At 29.7% G+C, this 23,575-nt stretch carries 35 protein-coding genes and 1 pseudogene; 18 read left to right on the top strand and 18 right to left on the bottom strand.

All coding sequences use genetic code 11. The annotated features are described in order from the left end of the window. Together polA and HA146_RS06335 are read right to left on the bottom strand one after the other, a co-directional pair. Positions 1-2,931: a DNA polymerase I gene (gene polA / locus HA146_RS06340; protein ID WP_209108734.1), complete on the bottom strand. Its 2,931-nt coding sequence runs from the start codon at positions 2,929-2,931 to the stop codon at positions 1-3. Beyond that, positions 2,928-3,989, bottom strand: coding sequence for an efflux RND transporter periplasmic adaptor subunit (locus HA146_RS06335; RefSeq protein WP_209108733.1), 1,062 nt, complete (start codon positions 3,987-3,989; stop codon positions 2,928-2,930). The genes polA and HA146_RS06335 overlap by 4 nt, the downstream gene beginning before the upstream one ends. Positions 3,990-4,133: 144 nt before the next feature. Between HA146_RS06335 and ychF the strand changes: the two genes are divergently transcribed. After that, complete coding sequence (gene ychF, locus HA146_RS06330) at positions 4,134-5,225, top strand: redox-regulated ATPase YchF (RefSeq protein WP_209108732.1); 1,092 nt, start codon at positions 4,134-4,136, stop codon at positions 5,223-5,225. 165 nt (positions 5,226-5,390) lie between these two features. Here ychF and HA146_RS06325 read toward each other — a convergent pair whose 3' ends face one another. Further along, a complete protein-coding gene (locus tag HA146_RS06325) occupies positions 5,391-5,534 on the bottom strand; it encodes a hypothetical protein (RefSeq protein ID WP_209109313.1) in 144 nt (47 codons plus the stop codon). 161 nt (positions 5,535-5,695) lie between these two features. Between HA146_RS06325 and HA146_RS06320 the strand changes: the two genes are divergently transcribed. Further along, entirely contained in the window at positions 5,696-5,980 is a 285-nt protein-coding gene (locus HA146_RS06320; RefSeq protein WP_209108731.1) for a cytochrome B, read from the top strand. 975 nt (positions 5,981-6,955) lie between these two features. On the opposite strand, the pseudogene HA146_RS06315 reads toward HA146_RS06320, so the two are convergent. The 3 genes and pseudogenes from HA146_RS06315 to HA146_RS06305 form a co-directional block, all read right to left on the bottom strand. Beyond that, a pseudogene (locus HA146_RS06315) lies at positions 6,956-7,090 on the bottom strand (chlorophyll a/b-binding protein); the annotation flags it as partial. A 22-nt stretch (positions 7,091-7,112) separates the two neighbouring features. Continuing rightward, positions 7,113-7,373, bottom strand: a complete 261-nt coding sequence (locus HA146_RS06310) for a chlorophyll a/b-binding protein (protein WP_209108729.1) — start codon at positions 7,371-7,373, stop codon at positions 7,113-7,115. Next, the gene (locus tag HA146_RS06305; RefSeq protein ID WP_032527066.1) at positions 7,373-7,579 is read right to left on the bottom strand and encodes a high light inducible protein; all 207 of its coding nucleotides are present in this window, start codon (positions 7,577-7,579) and stop codon (positions 7,373-7,375) included. The genes HA146_RS06310 and HA146_RS06305 overlap by 1 nt, the downstream gene beginning before the upstream one ends. A gap of 524 nt (positions 7,580-8,103) precedes the next feature. Here HA146_RS06305 and HA146_RS06300 point away from each other — a divergent pair. Next, positions 8,104-8,265, top strand: a complete 162-nt coding sequence (locus HA146_RS06300; protein ID WP_209108728.1) for a hypothetical protein — start codon at positions 8,104-8,106, stop codon at positions 8,263-8,265. Positions 8,266-8,311: 46 nt separating this feature from the next. Continuing rightward, positions 8,312-8,734 carry a cupin domain-containing protein gene (locus HA146_RS06295; RefSeq protein WP_209108727.1) on the top strand — a complete coding sequence of 141 codons (423 nt, stop codon included), beginning with the start codon at positions 8,312-8,314 and terminating at the stop codon, positions 8,732-8,734. A gap of 44 nt (positions 8,735-8,778) precedes the next feature. Here the strand turns inward: HA146_RS06295 and HA146_RS06290 are convergent, their stop codons facing one another. Beyond that, complete coding sequence (locus tag HA146_RS06290; RefSeq protein ID WP_209108726.1) at positions 8,779-10,482, bottom strand: protein adenylyltransferase SelO family protein; 1,704 nt, start codon at positions 10,480-10,482, stop codon at positions 8,779-8,781. A 184-nt stretch (positions 10,483-10,666) separates the two neighbouring features. Next, complete coding sequence (locus HA146_RS06285) at positions 10,667-12,010, bottom strand: sodium-dependent transporter (RefSeq protein WP_209108725.1); 1,344 nt, start codon at positions 12,008-12,010, stop codon at positions 10,667-10,669. Positions 12,011-12,144: 134 nt separating this feature from the next. Between HA146_RS06285 and HA146_RS06280 the strand changes: the two genes are divergently transcribed. From HA146_RS06280 to HA146_RS06235, 11 genes are all read left to right on the top strand, one after another. Then, positions 12,145-12,426: a DUF3764 family protein gene (locus tag HA146_RS06280; RefSeq protein ID WP_209108724.1), complete on the top strand. Its 282-nt coding sequence runs from the start codon at positions 12,145-12,147 to the stop codon at positions 12,424-12,426. A 16-nt stretch (positions 12,427-12,442) separates the two neighbouring features. Beyond that, entirely contained in the window at positions 12,443-12,742 is a 300-nt protein-coding gene (locus tag HA146_RS06275) for a hypothetical protein (protein ID WP_209108723.1), read from the top strand. Between the two features lie 78 nt (positions 12,743-12,820). After that, a complete protein-coding gene (locus HA146_RS06270; protein WP_209108722.1) occupies positions 12,821-13,177 on the top strand; it encodes a hypothetical protein in 357 nt (118 codons plus the stop codon). Between the two features lie 368 nt (positions 13,178-13,545). Then, complete coding sequence (locus tag HA146_RS06265; protein ID WP_209108721.1) at positions 13,546-14,850, top strand: NRAMP family divalent metal transporter; 1,305 nt, start codon at positions 13,546-13,548, stop codon at positions 14,848-14,850. Positions 14,851-15,354: 504 nt separating this feature from the next. Further along, entirely contained in the window at positions 15,355-15,585 is a 231-nt protein-coding gene (locus tag HA146_RS06260) for a hypothetical protein (protein WP_209108720.1), read from the top strand. A 2-nt stretch (positions 15,586-15,587) separates the two neighbouring features. After that, entirely contained in the window at positions 15,588-15,803 is a 216-nt protein-coding gene (locus tag HA146_RS06255) for a DUF2839 family protein (protein ID WP_209108719.1), read from the top strand. A gap of 181 nt (positions 15,804-15,984) precedes the next feature. After that, positions 15,985-16,119 (top strand): hypothetical protein, encoded by a 135-nt coding sequence (locus tag HA146_RS09650; RefSeq protein ID WP_257469911.1) that lies wholly within the window; start codon positions 15,985-15,987, stop codon positions 16,117-16,119. A gap of 365 nt (positions 16,120-16,484) precedes the next feature. Further along, positions 16,485-16,760 (top strand): hypothetical protein, encoded by a 276-nt coding sequence (locus HA146_RS06250; protein WP_209108718.1) that lies wholly within the window; start codon positions 16,485-16,487, stop codon positions 16,758-16,760. Positions 16,761-16,947: 187 nt separating this feature from the next. Next, entirely contained in the window at positions 16,948-17,118 is a 171-nt protein-coding gene (locus HA146_RS06245; RefSeq protein ID WP_209108717.1) for a hypothetical protein, read from the top strand. Positions 17,119-17,307: 189 nt separating this feature from the next. After that, positions 17,308-17,598, top strand: a complete 291-nt coding sequence (locus HA146_RS06240) for a hypothetical protein (RefSeq protein WP_209108716.1) — start codon at positions 17,308-17,310, stop codon at positions 17,596-17,598. A gap of 409 nt (positions 17,599-18,007) precedes the next feature. Beyond that, on the top strand, positions 18,008-18,205 hold the full coding sequence (locus tag HA146_RS06235; RefSeq protein WP_011863232.1) for a DUF2839 family protein: 198 nt from the start codon (positions 18,008-18,010) through the stop codon (positions 18,203-18,205). A gap of 28 nt (positions 18,206-18,233) precedes the next feature. Here HA146_RS06235 and HA146_RS06230 read toward each other — a convergent pair whose 3' ends face one another. From HA146_RS06230 to HA146_RS09710, 7 genes are all read right to left on the bottom strand, one after another. Continuing rightward, positions 18,234-18,494, bottom strand: coding sequence for a hypothetical protein (locus HA146_RS06230; protein WP_209108715.1), 261 nt, complete (start codon positions 18,492-18,494; stop codon positions 18,234-18,236). Then, positions 18,495-18,632, bottom strand: a complete 138-nt coding sequence (locus HA146_RS06225) for a DUF3721 domain-containing protein (RefSeq protein ID WP_209108714.1) — start codon at positions 18,630-18,632, stop codon at positions 18,495-18,497. A 106-nt stretch (positions 18,633-18,738) separates the two neighbouring features. Beyond that, on the bottom strand, positions 18,739-19,257 hold the full coding sequence (locus tag HA146_RS06220; protein WP_209108713.1) for a DUF411 domain-containing protein: 519 nt from the start codon (positions 19,255-19,257) through the stop codon (positions 18,739-18,741). A 276-nt stretch (positions 19,258-19,533) separates the two neighbouring features. After that, complete coding sequence (locus HA146_RS09555) at positions 19,534-19,773, bottom strand: hypothetical protein (protein WP_245211329.1); 240 nt, start codon at positions 19,771-19,773, stop codon at positions 19,534-19,536. Positions 19,774-19,775: 2 nt separating this feature from the next. After that, the gene (locus HA146_RS06210; RefSeq protein WP_209108712.1) at positions 19,776-19,994 is read right to left on the bottom strand and encodes a hypothetical protein; all 219 of its coding nucleotides are present in this window, start codon (positions 19,992-19,994) and stop codon (positions 19,776-19,778) included. A gap of 113 nt (positions 19,995-20,107) precedes the next feature. Continuing rightward, positions 20,108-20,251 carry a hypothetical protein gene (locus HA146_RS06205; protein ID WP_209108711.1) on the bottom strand — a complete coding sequence of 48 codons (144 nt, stop codon included), beginning with the start codon at positions 20,249-20,251 and terminating at the stop codon, positions 20,108-20,110. A 321-nt stretch (positions 20,252-20,572) separates the two neighbouring features. Then, entirely contained in the window at positions 20,573-20,722 is a 150-nt protein-coding gene (locus HA146_RS09710) for a hypothetical protein (RefSeq protein ID WP_306822625.1), read from the bottom strand. Positions 20,723-21,123: 401 nt separating this feature from the next. Here HA146_RS09710 and HA146_RS06195 point away from each other — a divergent pair, with 401 nt between their 5' ends. Then, positions 21,124-21,429, top strand: coding sequence for a DUF3303 domain-containing protein (locus HA146_RS06195; protein WP_209108710.1), 306 nt, complete (start codon positions 21,124-21,126; stop codon positions 21,427-21,429). 237 nt (positions 21,430-21,666) lie between these two features. Continuing rightward, positions 21,667-22,305, top strand: a complete 639-nt coding sequence (locus HA146_RS06190) for an SOS response-associated peptidase (protein WP_209108709.1) — start codon at positions 21,667-21,669, stop codon at positions 22,303-22,305. A gap of 52 nt (positions 22,306-22,357) precedes the next feature. Here the strand turns inward: HA146_RS06190 and HA146_RS06185 are convergent, their stop codons facing one another. After that, positions 22,358-22,504: a hypothetical protein gene (locus HA146_RS06185; protein ID WP_209108708.1), complete on the bottom strand. Its 147-nt coding sequence runs from the start codon at positions 22,502-22,504 to the stop codon at positions 22,358-22,360. Between the two features lie 166 nt (positions 22,505-22,670). On the opposite strand from HA146_RS06185, the gene HA146_RS06180 reads away from it, so the two are divergent. Next, positions 22,671-22,838, top strand: coding sequence for a chorismate-binding protein (locus tag HA146_RS06180; protein ID WP_209108707.1), 168 nt, complete (start codon positions 22,671-22,673; stop codon positions 22,836-22,838). Between the two features lie 328 nt (positions 22,839-23,166). Here the strand turns inward: HA146_RS06180 and HA146_RS06175 are convergent, their stop codons facing one another. Both HA146_RS06175 and HA146_RS06170 read right to left on the bottom strand, forming a co-directional pair. After that, a complete protein-coding gene (locus tag HA146_RS06175) occupies positions 23,167-23,352 on the bottom strand; it encodes a hypothetical protein (RefSeq protein ID WP_209108706.1) in 186 nt (61 codons plus the stop codon). 20 nt (positions 23,353-23,372) lie between these two features. Continuing rightward, on the bottom strand, positions 23,373-23,537 hold the full coding sequence (locus HA146_RS06170) for a hypothetical protein (RefSeq protein ID WP_209108705.1): 165 nt from the start codon (positions 23,535-23,537) through the stop codon (positions 23,373-23,375). Positions 23,538-23,575 lie beyond the last annotated feature (38 nt).

The raw sequence follows: 23,575 nt of genomic DNA, 5'->3' as shown, positions 1-23,575 counted from the left end.
TTATTTTGTCTCCATCCAATTGTCTCCAATACCAATATCAACTAAAAGAGGCACATTTAATTTTACACAATCTTCCATAGTCTTCTTTACTAATTTCGTAGTAATTTCCAAAGAATCTGGTTCAACTTCAAACAATAATTCATCATGTACTTGTAAAAGCATTTTTGCGGGAACATTCATTTCTATGAATTTCTTATTTAGTTGAACCATTGCAATTTTAATAATGTCTGCACTTGAACCCTGAATTGGTGCATTAGCTGCGGCTCTTAATGACTGTGCTTCCATGCCAGCCCTTCTTGCAGATTGCAGGTCAATTTCGTAAGGATCTTTCCCTATTAATCTTCCAAGTCCATTTTTATCAAACTTAAATTCTCTTTTTCGACCAAAAATTGTTTTAACATAACCTTTTGATAAGGCAAGCCTTTCTTGGAGTTCAAGAAATTTGAAAATTTTTGAATATCGTTCTTTGTATTTTATTAGGAATTCTTTTGCCTCTGGAGTACTTACTCCTGTTGAACGGGCAAACTTTTTTATCCCCATACCATAGATAACTCCAAAATTTATTGTTTTCCCAACTCTCCTTTCGTCGGATGATATTTCTTCTTTCTCGAAAATTAATCTTGCAGTCAAAGAATGAATGTCATCATTTTTATGAAACGCATTAATTAGTATTTCTTCATCCGCTAAGTGAGCAAGTATTCTTAATTCGATCTGAGAATAATCAGCTGATAAAAGTTTCCAATTTTTTTCAGGCAAGAATGCTTTTCTGATTCTCCTACTAAATTCAGTCCTAACCGGGATATTTTGAAGATTAGGATTGCTACTACTTAGTCTCCCAGTCGCTGTAGCAGCTTGATTAAAGTTTGTATGAACTCTTCCTGTCTTTTCGTTTATGAGATTTGGAAGAGCATCAATATAGGTGCTAAGTAATTTGCTAAGAGTTCTGTGTTTTATTAAATGTTGGATTATTTCATGTTCGACGACTAATCTTTCAAGAACTACTGCATCTGTACTCCATCCTGTTTTTGTTTTCCGTGATTTTTTCTTATCCAAATTTAATTTTTCAAACAAGATCTCACCAAGTTGTTTTGGTGAAGATAGATTAAAAGTCTCCTCTGCTAATTCATAAACTTTACTTTCAATATCTTCTAAGGTACTTTTTAGTTCTTTTGAGAGTTTATCTAAATAAGGGATGTCGATGGTTATTCCATTCATTTCCATTTGAGACAATACCGGCTCTAAGGGCAGCTCGATTTCTTCGAACAATTTGATTAATTCATTATTTTCTGTTGAAAATCTTTCTTTAAAAATTTTGACAATCTTAAAAGTTAGAAATACATCAAAGCCGCAGTAAATACTAGCTTCATCAATATCAACAAATGAAAAGTCTTTATTTTTCCCAACTGTTTCCTTAAATGAAGGAGGCTTAAATCCAAATAATCTAAAACTAATTTCACTTAACCCATGCTTCTCCTGATTATTTAGAAGATAGTCTGCTAACAAGGTGTCAAAGGTTACTCCTTTAAGATCAAGTCCGTGATTAAAAAATATTTGCCTGTCAAATTTAGAATTTTGGAGTGCCTTTTCTTTTTTTGGATCTTCTATCCAAGTTCTTAGTTTTGAGAAAACATCTTCAATCGATAATTGATTGGGGGTCTCTTTTTTTGTTTGATGACCAAGAGGTATATAAAATAAATCATAAGTTTCTTCTCCAAGACATAGTCCTATCCCAACAAGTTCCGCATCGATTGGATTTAAACTATTAGTCTCTGTATCTAAAGAAACTATCTCATTGGTCTTTTCTAATCTTTGAATTAATTTATCAAGTAATTCAAAATCATTTACAACAGTTACTTTGATTTTAGGAATTTTATTTTTACTATTTTCTAATTCACTTTTACTAGAGACTTTTGAATTTTTCTCCTCCACTTTAGCCTCATTATTTTTGTCAAAACCACCTTTACTAAAAGTTGAATTGAAAATATCAATTTGCCGGAGTAGTGTTGATAATTCAAGTTTTTGCAGTGACTCTGATAGAAGTTCTTGATTTATATTTTTTAATTCATAACCATCACTTAATATCAAAGGCACTTCAGTATTTATTTTTGCTAAATCCCTGGAAAGAAAAGCATTATGCTTATCATTTCTGAGCTTTTCTATAACCGAACCTTTGATGAATCCTTTATATTTTTTATCATTGTTCTGCTGAATCTTGTCCAAAGCCTGATAAATCCCATCAAGTGTATCGTTTTCTTTTAGTAGATTAATTGCAGTTTTTGGACCTACCCCTTTAATACCAGGAATATTATCAGAACTATCACCAGTTAGAGCTTTAAGATCAACTACTCTTTCTGGCGCAACACCTAATTTTTCTTTTACTCCATTTTCATTTATAAGGGTTGGATTACCACTTTTCGCATATGGACCACCACCCATATACAGAACATAAATATCTTTTTGATCATCTACTAATTGAAATAAGTCCCGATCCCCAGAAAGAATATTCACGCACCATCCTTTAGAAGCCGCATCATTTGCAATTGTGCCTAGGAGATCATCTGCTTCGTAACCAGGAGATTTAAAAATTGGTAAATTAAGGCTTTCTTCTAAAATGATTTCTAGTTGTTCAATATCCTGAAAAAAAACATCTGGTGCTACATCTCTATTGGCCTTATAATTTGGATCTAATTCATGTCTGAAAGTAGGTTTTTCGGTATCAAAAGTAATACAAACACCCTCAGGACTAATATTTTTGCAATTATCAAGAAGGCTTTTTAGAAACCCATAAGTCACACTTGTTGGGAATCCCTCTTTGGTTGTTAAACCTCCATCAATCCCTTTGCTAAATGCATAGAAGCTTCTAAAAGCAAGTGAATGACCATCGACTAAAAGTAAAATTGGTTTTTTAGAGTTTTCAGATTTTAAACTCATTTTCTCTTCTTAGCCCAAGGTGGAATATCAATAAAGATTTGCTCTCCAGGTTCTAATCCCTCAATTACTGAAGTTTTATTTCCACTACTAATACCAATTTCAATTTTTTCAAATTTGGGAGAATTGTTTTTATCAACTTTCAAAATTCCCTTTTCACCTTTTTTAGTGACAATAGAAACTGTTGGCACTAAGATTTTTTCTTCGTTACCTTCGACTCTAAATTCAAGATCTGCAGTCATTCCAATTTTAATTTCTTCAGAAATATCTTTAAAATTTAAAGTTACATCGAATGAGGTTACATTATTATCTTTTACAGCTCTTGTAGCTATTTTTTTAACTATGGCACTATATTTTTTTGAGGGATAAGCCTCAATTCTTACTGAGGCTTCTTGACCTATTTTTATTCTGCCAATGTCACTCTCAGGAACTTTAGCTACAATTTCTAGGCCCTCTGATAGTTCAAAAATAAAGTTTTTGGTTTTAGGGTCTGAACTTAAGTTTGTACTTGGTGTGACATAAGATCCTATCTCAGCATATTTTGCAGTTATCTTTCCTCCATAAGGAGCTTTAATTAGATAGAAACTTTTTTCAGCTTTTGCATCATTAAGTTTGGCGCTACTAATGTTGTAGTTATTTTTATAACTTTCATAGTCTTCTTTACTTGCCGCACCTTCTTGATATAAATATTCTCTTCTTAAAAATTCAGATTTTTGTTTTTCTACATTTAATTCAAGTTCTTCAATTTTATAGATAAAGTCTTCATCATCAAGAGAAGCTAAAACCTGATCTTTTTTTACAAGATCTCCCTCATCTACTTTGATTTCTTTTATTACGCCTTGCTTCCGAGGCCCAATATTGCTTGTCCTTATTGCTTTTACTTCACCACTAGTATTAATTGAATCTGAGAGGATTCCTTTTTCTACTTGAACTACAAAATCAGAAATATCTTTTGACTTATTTTTCTTGAATGAATTGGTTATAAAAACGAAAAATATAGCTAGAGAAAGCAATATAATTCCACTTTTTAGATTTATATTTCTTTTTATTAAATCAAACATTTCTTTTTAAAAGCAGCAGTAGTGAATATTTAGGAACTAAATAAATAATCAAGACGATTATAATTAACTTATCCAAGATTGGTTAAGTAAATACTATATTACTAGAAGATGTTTTCTTGATAATTTTTCCATAAGTTTTTTCAAATGTTAAAAGCAGGTATTATTGGATTACCAAATGTTGGAAAATCAACTCTATTTAATGCACTTGTAGAAAATGCTAAGGCCCAAGCGGCTAATTTTCCCTTTTGTACTATAGAACCTAATAAAGGCATAGTTTCAGTCCCAGATCAAAGGTTGCAAGAGTTAGGTAATTTAAGTTCTAGCCAAAATATTATCCCAACAAAAATTGAATTTGTAGATATCGCAGGACTAGTAAAAGGAGCTAGTAAAGGAGAAGGTTTGGGAAATAAATTTTTATCAAATATTAGGGAGGTTGATGCAATAGTTCATGTTGTAAGGTGCTTTGAAGATAGTGATGTAATTCATGTTTCTGGAAAGGTAGATCCCTTGGATGACATTGAGATAATTAATCTGGAATTGAATTTAGCTGATTTATCTCAACTCCAAAAAAGAAGAGAAAGAATTAAAAAACAGGTTAGAACTAGTAAAGAGGCAGCAAAAGAAGACACCTTACTAGAAAAAATTGAAGAAGAGCTAGAGAAAGGCCTTTCAGTTAGATCAATATCTTTGAGTGAAGAAGAAAATATAATAATTAAGCAACTAGGCCTCCTTACTGCTAAACCAATTATTTACGCAACAAATTTGAATGAAAATGATTTGGCTGAAGGTAATGATTTCTCATCAAAAGTTCAGAGTTTTGCAAGCAATGAAAATACAGAATGTATAAAAATATCAGCTCAAGTCGAATCTGAATTAATAGAGTTAGAACCAGAAGATAAAAAAGACTACCTTATGGGTTTAGGAGTAGAAGAAGGGGGATTAAGTTCTTTAATTAGATCAACATATAAATTATTGGGATTAAAAACTTATTTCACTACCGGAGAAAAGGAGACAAAAGCATGGACCATAAAAGATGGTATGACTGCGCCACAGGCTGCAGGCGTAATTCATACTGATTTTGAAAAAGGATTTATAAGAGCTCAAACTATTTCATATCAAAATTTAATTGATTCAGGTTCAATTGCCAATGCAAAAACTAAAGGTCTTTTAAGAAGTGAAGGTAAGGAATATATTGTTAACGAAGGTGATGTAATGGAGTTCTTATTTAATGTTTAGTAAGTCTCTTAAGGCTTACTATTTTGGTTTTTATATTTAAATTCAAAAAATGAAATTAATAAAATTAAGATACATCCTAAGCAACTTCCTATTAACCCAAAACAATGGTTGTAAAGCCATCATCGCAGCCATATTGTAATTGTGGTAAGTGAGGGGGAATTGGCATTATTTTTCAACAGAATTTTCAATATCTTCAAGTAAATGTTTAGTTGATCTACTAAAACCATTAGTTCTTAAATAGTTTTGAGCCTCTCTAAATTTTTCGGCTACTTTTTTTGTATAAGGAGTATTCATGTAATTTTGAGTCATATTGAAAATGCGACTTACTTTATAATCTGATTTAGGTAACCCCTTGATAAGTATTCAAAAATACAAGAATATAAAAATAGGATTTTTTACTTACTAAGAAATTTATTGTGAAAAGTTCTTGATTCTCCAAAATAAAGTTTTTCAAATTAGAGAAATTGACAATGACAAATATATTATTAATTCTTTTTTTTGTAATTTTATTTTTATTATTTTTTTATTCAAAACGAAAAAGAAGGTTAGCCCAAAAAACAAAAATTATTCCAACTTATGTACCTTTCTTAAAAGAACAAGAATTTAATCCTGACATAAGTACTGATAATTGGGATTTACACAAACTTAGATTAGATAAATTTAAAAGATCACAATATAAGGGATTAACTTTCTTTGTAAGTTCAGAAAAAAGAATTTACTATCTTACTGAAGAAGGGGATAAAGTCTATTGCTAACAGGTGAAATTAATTTTATAAATAAGAAAAGCCCATAGAAATTAATAATATTAATGAAGTATTTATTTTTATTATCAGAAAAGTTCTATAGGTTTATCGAATGGGAGTGGAATATCTTAAAAAATTTAAAAAGAAAAAAAAGAAAGAATTTTTTTCTTAGAGGAATTGTTGCTTTGTTTAGTTTATTCTCTATTCTTTTTTTAATCTTTTCTCCTCCTATTGCTTTTGGATTATTATTTGGAGAGGGATTAAAATTGAGTATTTTTTTTATTTGGATATGGATCTTAAACTTAAAGTTTTTTTGAAAAAGTATATTTAATTACCTTAGGTTATTTAAAATTAAGAATAAAAAAAATTGTCTTATGCCAAAAATATTCAAACAAAATAAGTTCGCATTATTAGGAGCGAATGTATTAATAATTTTACTTTGGATAACTATATCTACTTTTTTGGTAGATTTATTTCAAAGTGAAAATGACCCATTTTATATATATAAAATTTCTTTTTTAATTAGATTTCTCCCTCCTATTTGGGTAACGTGGTTTTTATGGATAAAAAGGGGCGGTTTAAAAAGATAAACAATGGAAGCATTTTTACGTATTTACTACTAAATAAAAATCAATTATAGTCATTGAGCTTACTTGAAATTTTCATGTAAGAATTAGGTAATTGAGAGATTGTTTTTAGCTAAGAAACAATCTCTTTTTTTTTTTTTTCTTATGATTTTATTAACATAAAAGTGTTTGCCAGTATCCCTATTGGCAAACACTCATGACGATCTATCTTTTAAAAAATTAAATTGTTAGTCTGTTATCAATTTCCACAATTCCAGAATCCATAAGAAGTTCGATCTTAATAACTAAAGATATATCTAACCTAGAAAATTCAGATTGATGGTTAGTTATATAATCAAGTTCTGATAGAGTTATTACACCTTAAGTATTTACTTTAAGAAATAGTAATCCTAAATTCATTTTAAAAGATTCCAGGAATTATCCATCCGAACAATCCATAATTTACAACTAAGGCAAATAACCCCATCATTGCCATTCTTCCGTTAGTTCTCTCGGCGTTTTGCCAATAAGTTTGATTTGAATTTTCCATTTTTATTTGGTTGATTTTTTGTAAGTATTTAAACGAAGCCAGGAATTATTTGACCTGTTGTTAGATATGCTCCAATAGCAGCGATTAGTCCAAGCATTGCGAATCTGCCGTTGAGAGTTTCAGCAACAATTTTTTCTTTTTCGATTGTTTTAACTTTTGCGTTTGAGTTTTTCATTGGATTGGTAGATAAATAATTTGAATTTTCGTTTTGAAATTGCTTAGTTAGATAAGCGACTAGGATGGCTGTAAAGAATACCATTACAGCTAAAAAGCCTGAAAGAGGACTCATTAAAAAATGCCAGGAATAATTTGTCCAGTTGAAACATAAGCACCTACTAGTGCAACAAGCCCGATCATTGCCCAACGACCATTAACTTTTTCTGCATTTTGTGGGTAACTGCCGTATGAAACTGACTCATCTATGTAAGGACGTGTCTCAGTAGGAAACATATTCTGCCTGCCGCCTGATTCAGTAGTAACGTTTGAATTAGCCATTGAAGTAATGTAATTGTTAAATAATGTAACATAACTATTAATAAATGTAAAGTAATGGGCCTAAATTGAGTTATTTTTAAGATATTTACCACATATCTGTATCATTAACGTTGCATTTAACCCCTAAATAATTAATTTTTGAACATTCTCTTAACAGTAATCATTGTCTTTAGTCGTAAGAGACCTCTATAAATCCTTTTAAGGTAAAGTACTTAATTTACTATTAAATAATTTGTTTTTTAATAAAAATGATAATTTCGGTGAACTTATGAATTACAGGGAAGATTTAGAAATCAAACTTCAAAAGTAAAACTTGCTATTCAGGAGGTTTTAGAGGATATCTATAAAACTGATCAGGAGAAACAAAAAATAATTGACGCACTTATAGATTTTAAAGAAGCAATCATTTCCAAAGGTATTGAACTTAATATTGAATTAGAGGCAGCCTAGAAATATTTGAAAATCACATGAATGTCTAATAACTTTTAGAGTAATGTTATTAACAAAGAAGGTTTATTTATCAAATGCAGCCTGGTACTTTTGAATTATTGATTCTAGTATTTATCTTTTTAGGTCTTCAAGCTTGGTGGATTATCCCAATAATAATTAAAAATAATAAATTGAATAAGAGAGGTAAGGATCTAAGAGAGGAAATAAAGCAATTAGAAAAGTTATATAAAAAATAAGTATTTTATTTTTAAAATAATTATCATAAGTGAAAACTAATATCTAATGAAATTAAAAAATATTATTCCATTCATATACCTTTTTGTTGGAACTTTAGTTTCACCACAAACGTCTCTAGCTGAAGAAAAGATTGAAGTTATACCTATTATTCAAAGTTCAAAAGGTCTAAGTGGTAAAAATTTTAATTATCTCGAGGGAAAGCCTGAATTAAGACTCTTAAAAGTGATGATTCCTGTAGGGTTGGAAACCCCAATTCATACGCATCCCTCTCCAATGTTGATTCATGTCACAAGAGGTAGATTAAAGCATGTTAGGGGTGAAGAAATTACTTTCTTTACGGCAGGTGATGCATTTGTAGAAAGTAATAACGGGGGTGCCCACTATGTGAAAAACATTGGGAAAAAGCCGGTTATTCTTCATGTAGGAGTTGTATCAGTAGTTGGGATGCCAACGGCCATAAATAAATAAGAGTTTTCTCAAAGTTGTTCAATCTTCATTTTAGGATTGAACTTTTATGAAGAACAGCTGTAGTGAGATACTCCTCCATAGTTAAAATATTGGATTGGCTTTAGTCGATTATATTTTTGATCTATTTCTGAGGGTTGTTCTATATATGGATTGCTAAAGACATCCTGTAACTCTTTTATTTTTTTGTAATTTCCTTTTTCAGCTTCTTCATATGCGGTAACGACCATCCATTCGCGCCATGTATAGACTGGATTAAGGGATTTCATTGATATCGATTTTGCTTTAATATTTCCCTCTTTCTTCAATACTGATTTCCAGTTTTCAAGCCATACTTCCCACCTATTATTGAGCTCATTATTAATTGGTAAATAGAAACTGTCTTTTAAAGAATCTAAGTTATCAGGTATTTCAGAGAGTTTACGGAACAAAATTGTATAGTCTGCTTTTGAAATGACCATAAGATTAAAAAATTCATTTATTAGAGTTTCATTGTAATGTTCTAAACCAAGCTTGTTTGCCCACATTTTCATCAATGCCTTATTCATTAATTCAGAAAAGTCTTTTTCGATTTGCTCTAGCTTTTCAAAATCATGTTTGCTTTCTGAGAGTAACGGACTAAGAGAGGAACAAAATGTTTTAAAGTTGATTTCAGCAGCAGAAGGTTGGTTAAAAAATGAAAAATGCTCACCTCCACCTGTCCATGGTTGAAATCTTGGATCAAATAATTCGCAGAATCCAAAGGGTCCATAGTCCAAGGTGTAGCCACCAGCAGCACAATTATCACTATTGAAATTACCCTGGCAATAACCAACTCGCATCCATTTAGTTACAAGAGATATAAGTCTCGATCTATATAAGCAAGAAAGTTTTATTACCTTACTTTCAAGTGAAATCTCATTTTCAATTTCATCTTTATAGTTTCTATCAATAAGATGTTGAACTATCATCTTTAGTTCACTAAGAGCTTCATCATGAGCATTATTGCGAACTCGTCTTGCAAAAAGTTCAAGCTGTCCAACTCGTACAAAAGATGGAGCGACCCTAGTTGTAATTGCCGCTTGATTATCAATCATGATGTCAGGTTCAAAATACTTGGACCCTTTGGAATACCACGGTCTTCTAACTATTTCTGAACGTGAGACATAAAGTGTTAAAGATCTTGAGGTAGGGATTCCCAAGGCATCCATTAATTCCTGTGCTAGAAATTCTCGTACGCTAGACCTTAAGACAGCTCTACCATCTGCTCCACGACAGTAGGGAGTTGGACCTCCTCCTTTAAGTTGCATTTCCATTCTTTTTCCATTGAATAAACCTTCAAAAACAGAAATTGCTCTGCCATCGCCATAACCATTGCCGGTGCCAAAGGGACATTGTTGGGTATATTCAGTACCGTAAATTGATAATGCATAACCTGTTGCCCAACCAACAGGACTCATTGGATAATCAGCAACAGTAATATCACCTGAGAAAAAACGACAAAAATTCTTGTCTCTAGTAAGATCTGAGCTTAGCCCTAGTTCTTTAAAAAGTTTCTTGCTATGGGAGATATATTCTGGGTCTGGAATAGCAGTTGGGAGAACTGGTACGTAATGGCCCGAATATACTGAACGCGGTTTATGATCATTTCCATCTTTTGTTGATTGAGGATCTGCTTTGAGACAATTCATAAAAGAATAGTCAGATAATTGAGAAAAATCAGAAAAATTTTCCGTAAGCTTTTCTTTTAATGAATTAGACTTGGTTGACATTAAATTTGTAATCTATTGTTGATTTCGTTGTAATTTCTTTAAATTCAACATCTAGATATATCTTATACATTTTCTTATCAGGGATGGTTTCTGCTGTTACTTTTAAAATTTAATAGAATTTAAAATTTAATAGAATTTAAAATTTAATATTTACTTAAAAAAAAGTTCAGCAGTAAAATATTGTCTAACTTACCCAGCCTTTCAGTAAATCAAAAACACTAATAAATAGTCCAAAACCAATAATTGGGGGCGCAACCCATCTTGTCATGAATTTCAAATAACGTGTCGTTTTGATTCCAACTTTTGAATCACTAAGTTCTTCATTAAATTTTCCAGGGACTACCCATCCCATAAAGAAAGTAACCAAGAATCCACCAAAGATCAGTAATACGCCACCAAAAATCGAATCAACTGTTCCAAGAATATTTAAATTTAATGCAGAAGGGATGCCTGCTAAGAATAGGAAAAGAGTTATCAACCAAACCGATTTTTCTCTTTTAAAGCCGAATTTATCCATTAATGAGGAAACTGGAACCTCCAATAATGAAACAGATGAAGTTATGGCTGCGATATAAGCTAGTGCAAAAAATGCAACAGCTACAATTCTTCCTGCTGCACCATATGAACCTAGACCTGTTGGAATTGAGATAAATAAAGCACCAACAGTGGATTCAGAAATAGCGTCACTTAAACCGAATGTTAAAACTATTGGGAAAGTTATAAATCCAGCCATTAGTCCAACCAAAGTATCTAATGATGCAACTCCAACACTTAGTTTTGGAAGATTACTTTTTTTATTTAAATAGGATGCGTAGGTAACCATAATTCCAATCCCTAGGCTTAATGAAAAGAATGCTTGTGTAAAAGCGTTTCTTATTGTTTGAGGATTTCTCAATTCATTAAAATCAAACTTAAGTAGAAATGTTTTATATCCTTCCCATGCACCTGAAAGTGAAGTAGCCCAAATAGCAAGAATCACAATAATTATGAAAAGGATTGGCATGAAATATCTAGTAACCTTTTCTATCCCCTTTTTTATACCTGATGAAACTATTATTGCTGTAAGTACAAGACTTAATAGGTGGCCCAACAAAACACTGCTGCCACTACTAATTGAGCCAAAGAAGGTTTCTGCTTCAGTTAAATTCTTTGGTAATCCAAAAAATAAAGAATGGAATAAGGTATCTGCAGTCCATCCCATTATCACTGAATAATATGATGCTATTCCTAGAGGAGCTATGAAGAAAAGAATTCCTAATGGATACCAATTCTTACCAGCCAGCTTAACTGGAGCAAGCAATGTGCTTGCCATTGCGTTTCTTCCTAGAGCCATTTCAGCAACAAATACCGGAAGACATACAATTAAAACGATTAATAAATATAAGAGTACAAACGCCGCACCTCCACCTTGAGATGCTCTATAAGCAAAACCCCAAAGGTTGCCTAGACCTACTGCACTACCAGCCGCTGCGAGAATGAATCCTAGCTTACTAGTCCATTGTTCTCTCTGAGAAATTTTTGAGTCCAAAATTAAAATCGTTTTTTATAGTTGATTTATAACTCATAAATGAAAATTAGTTAACACTTTGCTTAATAAAAACTAATTTTTTTAGATTAACTTTTTTGATAAAGATTTAGAATTAAAAAACTTTAATTATTCTTATGACTATTGAAACGACTATTTTAGATTTTCAACTAAGTAATACCTATGAGGAGTATAAATCATATATGAATGCAAAAGACCAGCAGACAATGTTTAAAGAAATGGGAGTTAAAATATTTTATATTGGTAAATCATTAGATGATCCTCAAAGGGCGACAGTAATTTTTCAAGGACCAGAAAATGTTTTATATGATATTTTTATGAATCCTGAGACAAAACCTATAGTTGAAGCTTCAGGACATATTTACGCGGGGACAAAAATCACTCGCTGGATTTCTTGAAAAAATAATTCTTTTTATGAATTACCAACTTTTAATTGAATCATATTCTCTTGGGTCACCCCTTTCTGAGCAAGAAATACAACTCTTAAGTCTGGAACTTGAAACTCAAATCATGAATATTAATATATCAACAGAATTTGGATTTTTTAAATCTGCTCCCTCTCATATTTGCGAAGGTCTTAATTTAAAAAAAGATACTTATTGGATAATGTGCCTTGCTGAAATATTAGATTTACATAAGTCCAAACAATTTGGGAAAACGAAAAGTGTAGAGGTTTTCGATTTACTTCTTGAAAAAGGACTTGTTATTGGCTAATTAATTATTTATTTGATTATTAAAAATGAATTCGTTTTTTCTTTTTTTGATAGGATTGATTTTAGGTCATCAAAAAAAATGGAATATTCTGAGCGATTGATATTGGAAAATCTTATTAAGCTAACTAGATCAAGTGAAAATAAATTTAAACTAGGTAATTTTAAAGGTGCTTTAGACGACAAAATTAAAGCTAATGCAATATTGAAATCTAAATCTTATGATGAAAAAATGATTCAAGAATATAGAAAAGAATTATCTAGTTTGTATTGCTCAAAATTTGATCTTATATTCGATCATAAACTGAAAATTAATGAAATAAAGATAAATGAAATAGTGAAAATGTTGGAACGTAAAAGTCAGGAAAAATTAAAAAATCTTGATTATAGAGGTGCAATAAAAGCATTAAGAAGGGCAGAAAAATATTTATCAAATTAAAATAATCCAAACTATCTTGAGTTTTAAGAAGTTTTGCTTATTGTGTTTTTTATTGCTCAGTTTAAAGTTGAAATACTTAAGTAATAATTTATGCAAAAACAAAATAAAAAGAAAATAAAAAGTTTTGATAAAAAGGAATTAGAAGTTTTAGATAGGTTTTTGAGGATCTTATGGAGAAAAGAGGTTGAATACAAAATAAATATCTGATAAAAGCAAATTTGAAGGAGATATCTTATGAAAGTTCGAATAGGATTACTAATTATTCTTTTTATTTTTTACTCGTTATCTGATTTTGCATTTAAAAAAAGAGTATTAAAAAATAAGTTTAGAAGGGCTCAAAAATTAAATTAAATCATTTGATTAAAGACATGAATTTAACAAAAGGAATACAAAAAAGTTTAGGTCCAGGAATTTTGCTAGCTGGAGCGGCTATTGGGGGTTCTCATTTATTGTCATCAACTACTGCTGGTGCAAGGTTTGGATTTTCATTAGTTGGCCTAATCCTTCTTACTAATCTTTTAAAATATCCATTCTTGTTGGTTGGGACTAGATTTACAGCATGTACTGGTAAATCATTATTAGAAGGTTTCAAAGAGCGGAATTCTTTATATCTTCCTTTATTTCTAATAGTTAGTCTAATTACAGGTACTTTCACAATAGCGGCTGTAAGTTTTGTCTCTGGTGTCCTTTTAACTAATATTCCCTTTTTCGCAGCTTTTCCAGCCATGGATTTGTCTATAGGAATCCTGATTGTTTCTGGAATGATATTAATTATTGGTAAATATAAAGCCCTTGATAGGATTTCAAAATTTTTAGTATCTCTCCTAACTTTTTTAACATTATTTGCAGTTTTATCGCTTTTATTCAAAGGTTCAATAAATGAGTCTCTAAATATGAGTTTTTTTGAACCAGAAATAAGCCCATGGAAGTTAACAAATTTAGCTTTTTTGATCCCTTTAATGGGATGGATGCCTTGCCCAGTAGAGTTATGTGTTTGGCCTTCTTTATGGATGTTTTCTCGAGCAAAAGATTCAAGTTATAAACCAAATATCAGTGAAGCAGAATTTGACTTTAATCTCGGTTACTTAATAACTGTTGTTACGGCAATTTTCTTCCTTACTCTTGGAGCAATAACAATGTATGGTACTGGCGATGGAATGCTTTCCGGAAGTGGAGTGTCCTTCGCTCAAAAGTTAATACTCCTTTACACCAAATCCATTGGTAATTGGGCTAAATGGATCATTATACCTGCAGCATTTGCCGCAATGTTTAGTACTACAATTACTTGTCTAGATGCATATCCTAGAAGTATTTCTGCTATTCAAGGTTTATTGAGAGGTACTGATTTTGGACACATGGATTCCAAATCAGAGCGAAATAGATTTCAACTTTGGATGATTATACATATCTTTGCATCATTAATAGCTTTGCTGATTGCAAGGTCTGGAGGTATAGGAGTAAAAGATTTTGTATTTGCGGCAATGACTGGAAGTTTTCTAACTGCCCCTTTATTTGCATGGATGGCAATGGATACTATAAATAGCAAATTAGTACCAATTAAAAATAGATATGGATTTTTTCTAAAAACAATAAGTTGGATAGGATTAATTTTTTTAACATTATTTAGTTTATTGTTTATTGCAAATTCATTCTTTGGGATTGGGATTTATTAATTTGAAAATAAAAAATAATTAAAGGGTTGATTTTTCTTCAGAATTCGTTTTTGTAGAAATGTATTATTTTTTGGTACTTATTATGGTTATGCCTCAATCTACTTTAGAGAGCTTATTATTTTTTTTGATACTATCTCTTGTTGCAACTTACATTGTTAATTTAAAGTATTCTTCAAAGTTAAAAATACAGAAGTAGTTTTTTTATTTATCTTTTTTGAATTTGATTTATTTCTTTGGATCACTCCAAGTCTCTTTTTATAACCAACTCAAAAAAGTAAGAGTAAGTATATTTCCAAATGGATAAGTTATTCCTAATAATGGGTCATATATATAGCCAATAATCGTCGACATTATAAAGATTATTAGCCCTGAAAGACCAAACCCTGAATAGGCAAATGATTAAAATTTACCGAATTTATCATTTGATAATTGTTTTAAATAGATTAAATTAATTATAAAACCATAAAGTAACTTATTTATTTGTAAGGAAATATCATCTAAGATATGAATGATTTTAGAATTGCTAAAGTAATTATAGTTTTTTCATCATTATCGTATTTGAGTTTTACTTTTTTAAGAAACTATAATTCTCCAGAAAATATAGAAAAAAGATGTATTCTTAAATTCGAAAAAGATTTTAAAAATAATTTGGAAACATCTCATGAAGAATGGAATCAAAATTTAGATTTAGCTGATAACAATTATTTAAAATGTATGGGAATTCCTCAGTATTAATTATGGGAGAGGCAAAGAGAAGAAAAAATTTAGGTATTCCTCCTAGAGAAAAAACCGAAGATATAAAGTTGCCTCAACTTGATAAAAAAGCCATACAACAAAAAGTTAGGTCTACATTATATAAATATCCAATTATCCCTTTTCTTTTTTATGGAGTTGCAATATTGATCTTAATTGGGGGTTTATTTTATGTTTTCAAATCCTTTTATATTGCTTAATTATGATGGTTCTTAATTCTGATATTTATGAATCTTTTGCACCATCAATTAAAAAAACTTTGAGGGATAATTAATGAGAAATTTTTATTATGCAAAAAAATCAAATAAATAATATATGAGACTTATTTACGATTGACACCATCTTATTGTGCTGTAATTTTGGATTAAATTAAAATTATTTATGAAAAACATAAATAAAAAATATGCTGAAATTATGCGCCAAGCTGATAATGCGGTTGGAAGAAAAGAAGTAGTTAGTTTATTAAAAAAAGCTGCAATGATTAAGTCTGAATCAGAGGAAAACTTAGCTGCTTAAATTAGAAAGCTATTTTATTAGGATAAATAAAACACCATAAAGAATAATAGATGAGGATGCAGCCATAAAGATAAATGGTAGTATCATGCCTGAGTTTAACCATCTTAAAAGTCTAATTTTTTTGTTAATTATTCTTGCCATTTTCCCTGAATCTCTTATTTGCAAATTAACAAGTAAATAAATGTTGTAAATGGTTAATTAATCTTTTTAAATATCTTTCTTTAACTATTTTGAAATTAAATTTTTTAAAGAAAAATATTTTAATTTCATCCGAATATTTATTTTTAAAGAAATTTTTAGGTAATTAATACCTTGTATTCTTGAAATTTATCATGCAAGATTTAGAAACATTAGATTTTTAAATAATGATTGAAAATTTTAAAGAGAGCCCTGAAGAATTTAAAGATTATGATTCCGAATTGTTACTTAAGATTATAAATAAGACATCAGTTGAGATAAAAAAAAATGATGATAAAGAATTATTTGTAGATGCAAATTGGAAAATTAATTCAAAAAACATTGAAAATGAAATTTCTTCAGATGATTCAAATTTGAAGAAAATATTATCAGATATATTCCCAAATAAAAAAATAGTTATTCAGAATAAAAATGATGGCTCTCAGACTATTTTCTTATCCTAATGTACTAAATATTAAAATATTTTTTTTCCAATTAATAAAGTCCTTATTTTGAGAAAATAATTAGTAAAAATTACTCTCGCGGAATTTTTTTGAAGATGTTATCGTTCATTAACGTTCATCCAAGTTTATATCTCTGGACGCATGATATGGGAGTAGGGAACGGGATTCTCATTAACTGCAAAAGACCATGAATAACCTCTTACAAATAAGAGAAAAAATCAAAAAAGCCAATAGGCTATATCAAGCCCAACTTTTGGCAACTAAAAGTGGAGAAGTTACTCCATACAGAAGATCCGTCTTTGAAGAAAGAATCAAGAAAACACAAAAAGAAATGAAATTTAAAAACTCAAAAAATTAAATTTTTTTTTTAAACTGATCAATAGGAGGGGGATTTATCCCCCTTTTTTTATTTTTATAAAAACAAGGTAATTATTAATTTATTTTTTCGATTATCGATTATTAAAAAGAACATAATTTTGATTCTTTTACTATTGATTTAAATTTTATAAATGGCAAATTTAATTCAGTAATTAATAGTTAAATAAATATGTTTAAAAAGAAAAATAAACAAATTAAAACCTTACCCAATAAATCAAATTTAGATCAAGTTTTATGGTTTATAGAAAATTATTTGCCCCAAAAGAAAGATCGAGGTGTTCAAAAAAAATTGTATATGGATAATCTAGAAGCAGAGACTATTAAGATATTTTCTAAATTAGCCCATAGACGTTCTAAGTCATTATCACCAACTACAAAAAATACGACTATCTCTTTTACCTTTGGTAATTGGACCTTGCCTTACCTGAAATTGCTTAAGAAAATAGGAATAGCTAAGTAAGAAAATTGTGATCGGCTAGAACTAGATTTATCTCGCAAATAAAAATAAATAAAGATTAAAAAGTCTCAGAAAGTTCTTTTCGAAATTTAAGGAGGAATACTTACTTTACATAAAAAAATACAATTGCTAATTTTAAGATAAGATATCTATTCATTAATGTTTCTAAATTATCTGCCTATTGAAATGGTTGAAGTTATTGGTTTGACAATGATTTTTTCATTTCTAGTTGGAACCATCTTAATTTTGTTATTTACATCAGATCAGGCAAATACAAAGAATCTATATTTAAAGAAGGCTAAATAAATTTTAAATAATTTGTTTATCTATAAAGGACCTCTGTTTTTAATAAAGTTAACTCGCAGGTGTAGAACATAATTTTTAATATTGATAAATAAACAAATTTAAGATTATGGGCGAAGCTAAAAGAAGAGAAGAATTAGGATTGCCACCTAGACAAAAAAATGAATTAAATAAGTCTGATAGATACCTTTCATGGCTTCCAATTACTAAATCAAGAATTAAGAAATACCCTTATATGGGTGTAGCAACAATGGCACTAGGAGCGATAATTTTCTTAGTAAGTGGCGGCGCAAATAGTATTAATTAGTTAGATTTTGGCCAGGCTTAGAATATATCTAAGATTTTTTTTGTAATAGTTTAACGCCAGATATTATTGAGATTATTGAAGCTATACCAAGAAATATCGAGTAAAAAGGTTGCAAATTAATAATGCCAAAATTACCTGTATGCCATTTTATTAACCAAAAAGCATCTATTCCTAGTGGTTGAAGAATACTATAAATAGTCCCAGATACAATAGTAATTAGTAAAGGGATTGCTGAAATTGCGGTTATTTTTCTGTGAATTTTTCTTTGATTTGTTTTTAATTTTTCCATCTATTTCCTCAAATATATATGTAATTCTTTTTCGTTTTTGCATGGCATCCATTTATCTTGATTCTTATGTATTCCTTCGCAACCAAGCTCTAAAGATCTATTTTCGGCGTCCTTTGCATAAAGAAATGTACCCCTCATATGTGCATGCGAATAACTATTGAAATTTAGAGATAAGGAGTATAAAAAAATAAAAAATTTAAAATTTCTAAGAAAAATATGCATTATTTCAAATCAAGTATTTGTATTAAGGATAGACTTTATCAAATATTTTTGTTTTGCCAGTTTTACTAAATGAAACTACTTTGTAGTTCTCATAATCATGAGAGTGAGAGTCGTGAGAATGAATTTCCATCCCTGGAGAGCCAAGTGGCATGCCGGGAACTGCTATCCCATTGATATTTGGTTTATCTCTAAAAAGTTTGTTGATTGATTCAATCGGGACATGTCCTTCAATCGTATAGTTAGCTATTTGAGCAGAGTGACATGATCTCAGATTATTGGGAATTTGATATTGGTTTTTAATTACTGAAACATCCTCAACTATATTATCAAGAACTTCTAATCCATTATCTCTTAAATGAATGATCCATTTTTTGCAACAACCACATGATGCTGATCTGTAAGAAACAACTTTTGGGATATCTGTATTTTCTTGAGTTAAAGCAATACTCTTATTTGGATTAATTATATTTGTAAAAAGAATTCCAGAAAAAATCAGATAATTTAAAAATCCTCTTTTCATAAATATTTCTTTAAGTGCCATACTAATTACGACGATTAAATTTAATATTTAAAATAACCACAAATGAAAATTTATAAAATCGCTATTTAATCAAAATTAAAACACTCATAATTGCCATTAAAAGATTTTCGGTAAAACTAATAATTCCCAAAGGAGTTTTTGCATATCCATCAATACATGCACAATTTAATTTTAATTTATCCAAATAAACAGCCTTAAATACTGAAATAATTCCAGAAATTCCTAAAATTAGGGCAATAAAAATAATTAAAGAGGGTGGAGAAGAATCAAGAAAACTTATTCCAATTCATAATTCGCAAAAAGGATAAATATATATATCCAGACATCAAATTTAGAATATATTAAATCATATTTCTTATAACTTGTTCCAAAAGCTTCAATATCCATAAGCTTGAGCATCGCTAAAAGACAAATTGATATCCCCATAAAAATTTGGAAACTTTTAAGTAATGTAATGGTTATCAGAAATGAAGTAGCAAAGACTGCAATTAAGGGGGTAAATGACTTAATCTTCATTTTTAACTTTTAAGGATAGAGTCACAAATACTAGATGGATTTGCTTGTTTGACTATTTTTAGTCTTTTGATAAGTTTGTCTCGATCTATTTGATGTTTTAAATATTTAATACATAAATTTTTTTCCTGATATACCTCTGCTATTGGAGCAATCTTTAAAGCAATAGCAAAAGTACCAATAACTAAAAGAATGTTTGTAGATAGTCGAATATTTGATCTCATTTGTATTCTTTATTTCTGTCAATAACTTCTCTTAAATATAAATCTTTTAGCTCTTCATTGTAGCAATTTTATTTTTACAAATTTCTCTTATTCCCTTAGCACTTTGTCTTTCATTAAGCAGCTTTGGAAATGTTATTTTTCATGTCTTCAATTTTATTGATTAATTCATCTAACCATTCTGTATTATTTTCGGATCTTTTCTGAAAATATGAGATTTTTGGTTGATTAATTTCTAGTGTCTCATAATCTCCACTCATAAATTCCCCCTAATTTTATATTCTGCCTAATTTATCTAGATAAATTATCCTCATCAATAGGCGCTAATACTTATTGGTAATTTACTATTGCTAAAAAGTTCGCTTTTTCAATAATATAAATTTCAAGTAATATATCTCCCAAAAATATTGCTAGTAATCAAGAATTATAAAAAATAATTTAGACTTGAGAAAAAGAATTGCAACACCTAAAAGCTACTATGCAATATCAAATGAGAAATAAGAAAAAGTGATTCATTCTTATAAAATAGCAATTACTTTTTAATAATTTCAAATTTTAGGTAAAGTAAACCTATTAACCATTTAAAAAAAACTCTTGGATCTATAAGTTTTCTTCCATCCCTCCACTAATAGTTCTTTATATTCTTTTCTCGCTTCTTCGATAGATTCAACCCTTGAGCCTTTCATAACTGGCTTACTTGATCGTTTATAAACACAACCATAAGAAATCATAATTGCATTAATAATAGATTAATAATAGGTGAAGGATTTGAACTATCTTCAAACGGTTCAAATACTTTTATCCTCGATCTATTTTTATTGATTAAAGTAAATTTTTCCATAAAAAAAAGGGCGTAAGCTTCGCCCTAATCAAAAAGCGGGATAATCCCCATCACCCAGCCCTTTTTAAAATACTAGCACTACATATGGTGTTTGTAAGTAATAAAAATTACCTATTGATGGGGTTGTTAGTTTCAGTTTAATTTGTCATGATAGAAATCCCCATCACCTAGGCTCGCAAGAGTCTTTTTTTTTGACTATTTATGCTTATATCTTTTTTAAATTAGTGTTTAAAGATTTTTTATTTAATTTTTAAATTCGATAATTAATAATTAAAAAAAATTATTTTAGTTATGCAAACTTACATTGTTCACTGGCAATTCCCAGATCAAGAGAGTCATATGCAAGGTGCAGAGGCTTTTGCTGGCTTTGTGGAAGGAGGATGCGAAGGTGATGAGTTTGATGGTTTTAAAGTTGTTAATCGTGTAGTAAACCCTGAGGGAGCTAATGGTTGGGCGATTGTGGAATCTTCAAACCATCAGAACATTTGGAAATGGAGTAGTATCTGGGTCGATAATTTTGGAGTAGAAATTGAAGTCACACCTGTTTTAACAGACCAGGAATTTCTTTCTGTGCATAAAGAAATTGAAACAGCCTAGAATTAGAATTTATTTTTAGATTTAATCATTTATGGAAAGTCATATTAACTATAAGCATTTAGTTGAAAATATAGGAAATGAACCTATATTTCTTTCTAGATTTGAGGCATATGCTTACCGACTACCTAAAACTAGTAATAAGTAAAAATATCAAAAGTCTTAATTGACATTAGATTTAAAATAAGAATAAATTAGCTCGTTTTTTAAAAGTGAGTTTTTAATAGGGTTTTTGTAAAAATGTGCGGAAGATTTGAACTTAATACCGAATTTAATAATTTGCCTAAAGTTTTGAAACAAGACTATCCATGTGGACTTGATATTAAATATGAGACTCAAAAATTAGTTAGACCAGGTGATCCAGTTCTCGTGATTAAGAATGAGGGCAAAATGAAAACAACCTTTATGTCTTGGGGTTTTATTCCGCCCTGGGTTAAAAATCCATTTGATGAAAAAAAAACAAGACCATTTAATGCAAGATCAGAAACCGTTGAAGAAAACAAATTATTTAGTGGAAGTTGGAGATATAAGAGATGTTTAATACCTGCAAGTGGTTTTTTCGAGAAAAAATACCGTATTCGTAAAGAAAATTACGAGACTTTTTGGTTGGCAGGAATCTGGAGCAAATGGGCTTCGCAGAATGGTGCTGAAATAGAAAGTTGCTGTGTTTTGACAACTGAACCAAATGATCTAATTAAACCTTTACATCACCGCATGCCTGTTGTGGTGCCAAATGGATATGAGGAAAATTGGACTGAAAAGGTAAAAGATTTTTATGAATTAAAAGGTTTACTGCCAATAATGATGGGTTGGTCACCAGATGGATGGGTATCAGAACAAGTTAATAAAAAACAAACTGATCAAATGAGTTTGTTCTAGATGAAAGGTTTAATATTTGAAAGATTAGCTTTTATCACTTTCCAATATTCAACTACTTAGCTAAGTTGGTGAGTTCGAGATTATAAATATATTTTTCTCCATCATCATCACCATCATCATCATCATGGAAAGAAGAGATTAATACATAAACACCTCCAAATCCCAAAACCATAGATAGATAGAGAACTGGATCTGACATATTCTAATTGTGTAACATTCAAATTAACTTTGAGGAAGCTTTTCAATATCTATATGTTCTCTTAATTATTAAATGAAGATCTTTCTATGATAAAAATAGTAATTATTCTTTCATTTGAAATTATTGACAGTCGATTTAATATTGAGAGATATAACCCTCTTATTTTATGGGAAAATTCTCTTCTCAAGAAATAGAAAGTCAATACAATTTGATAAAAATGCTTTTAGCTGAACCTGAAAAGTATAAAGATGCAATTGATGCAATTAAGAAAGATATTGATTATATGCCTATAGAACTCAAGAAAAAACTTGAGGATGAAAATATTACCTTATGAATTAAAAGCTAATCTCATCAGCAATTTTCGTTAAATTTTAATTTTATTGCTATAAATTAATTGAGGCCAAACCTCATTGAGTACACTCTACGTTTACTCCAAGAGAAAGATTGACTTTATATAGTACGAGTCAATTTTATAACCCCTTCAGTATTTGGAATTTCTGGAGGGGTTTCTTGTTTTAACCGAGATAGAAAAAAAAGGATGCTAAGATAATATATTTTTTGAGAAAGAGGATATATTAATTCACTAATTGCAATGGAAGCAGTAAATTAATCTCTACTAAATTAGTATCATGAATATTGGTTCGCCAATCAATAAATGTTCACTAAAATGAGATTTTATCAAGCATCAATATATCTTGAGCTTGAATTGTATCTCTCTTATCTTCATCATCAGAATCTTGATAAGATTCAATTTCAGCTTGAATCCTTCTCTTGTAAACTCCCTTTATATAATTCATTTCGCCTCTCTCATTATTGAGGGTTGAGAATAGTGATTTTTTAGAATTCATAACTAGCTATTCGTCATAAACTAACCAAGAGAATCTAAATCTCTTCTATGGTGAACTGTATTCTCCTTATTATTTAGGACATTCTGTTCTCGCATTAAATCTGCAATAGTTGGATAATCTTTTGCATAATCAAGATCTTTTTTATTTTTATCTTGAATTGCGAATGGTGATCTTTTAAAATTCATAATTAATTACCTCAAAATTTTTGTTGGATTCTGGTTAC

Source organism: Prochlorococcus marinus CUG1416 (assembly GCF_017695965.1).
Lineage (GTDB): Bacteria > Cyanobacteriota > Cyanobacteriia > PCC-6307 > Cyanobiaceae > Prochlorococcus_A.
Note: the sequence above shows the minus strand (reverse complement) of the source record. Positions and strands in the feature narration are given on the sequence as shown.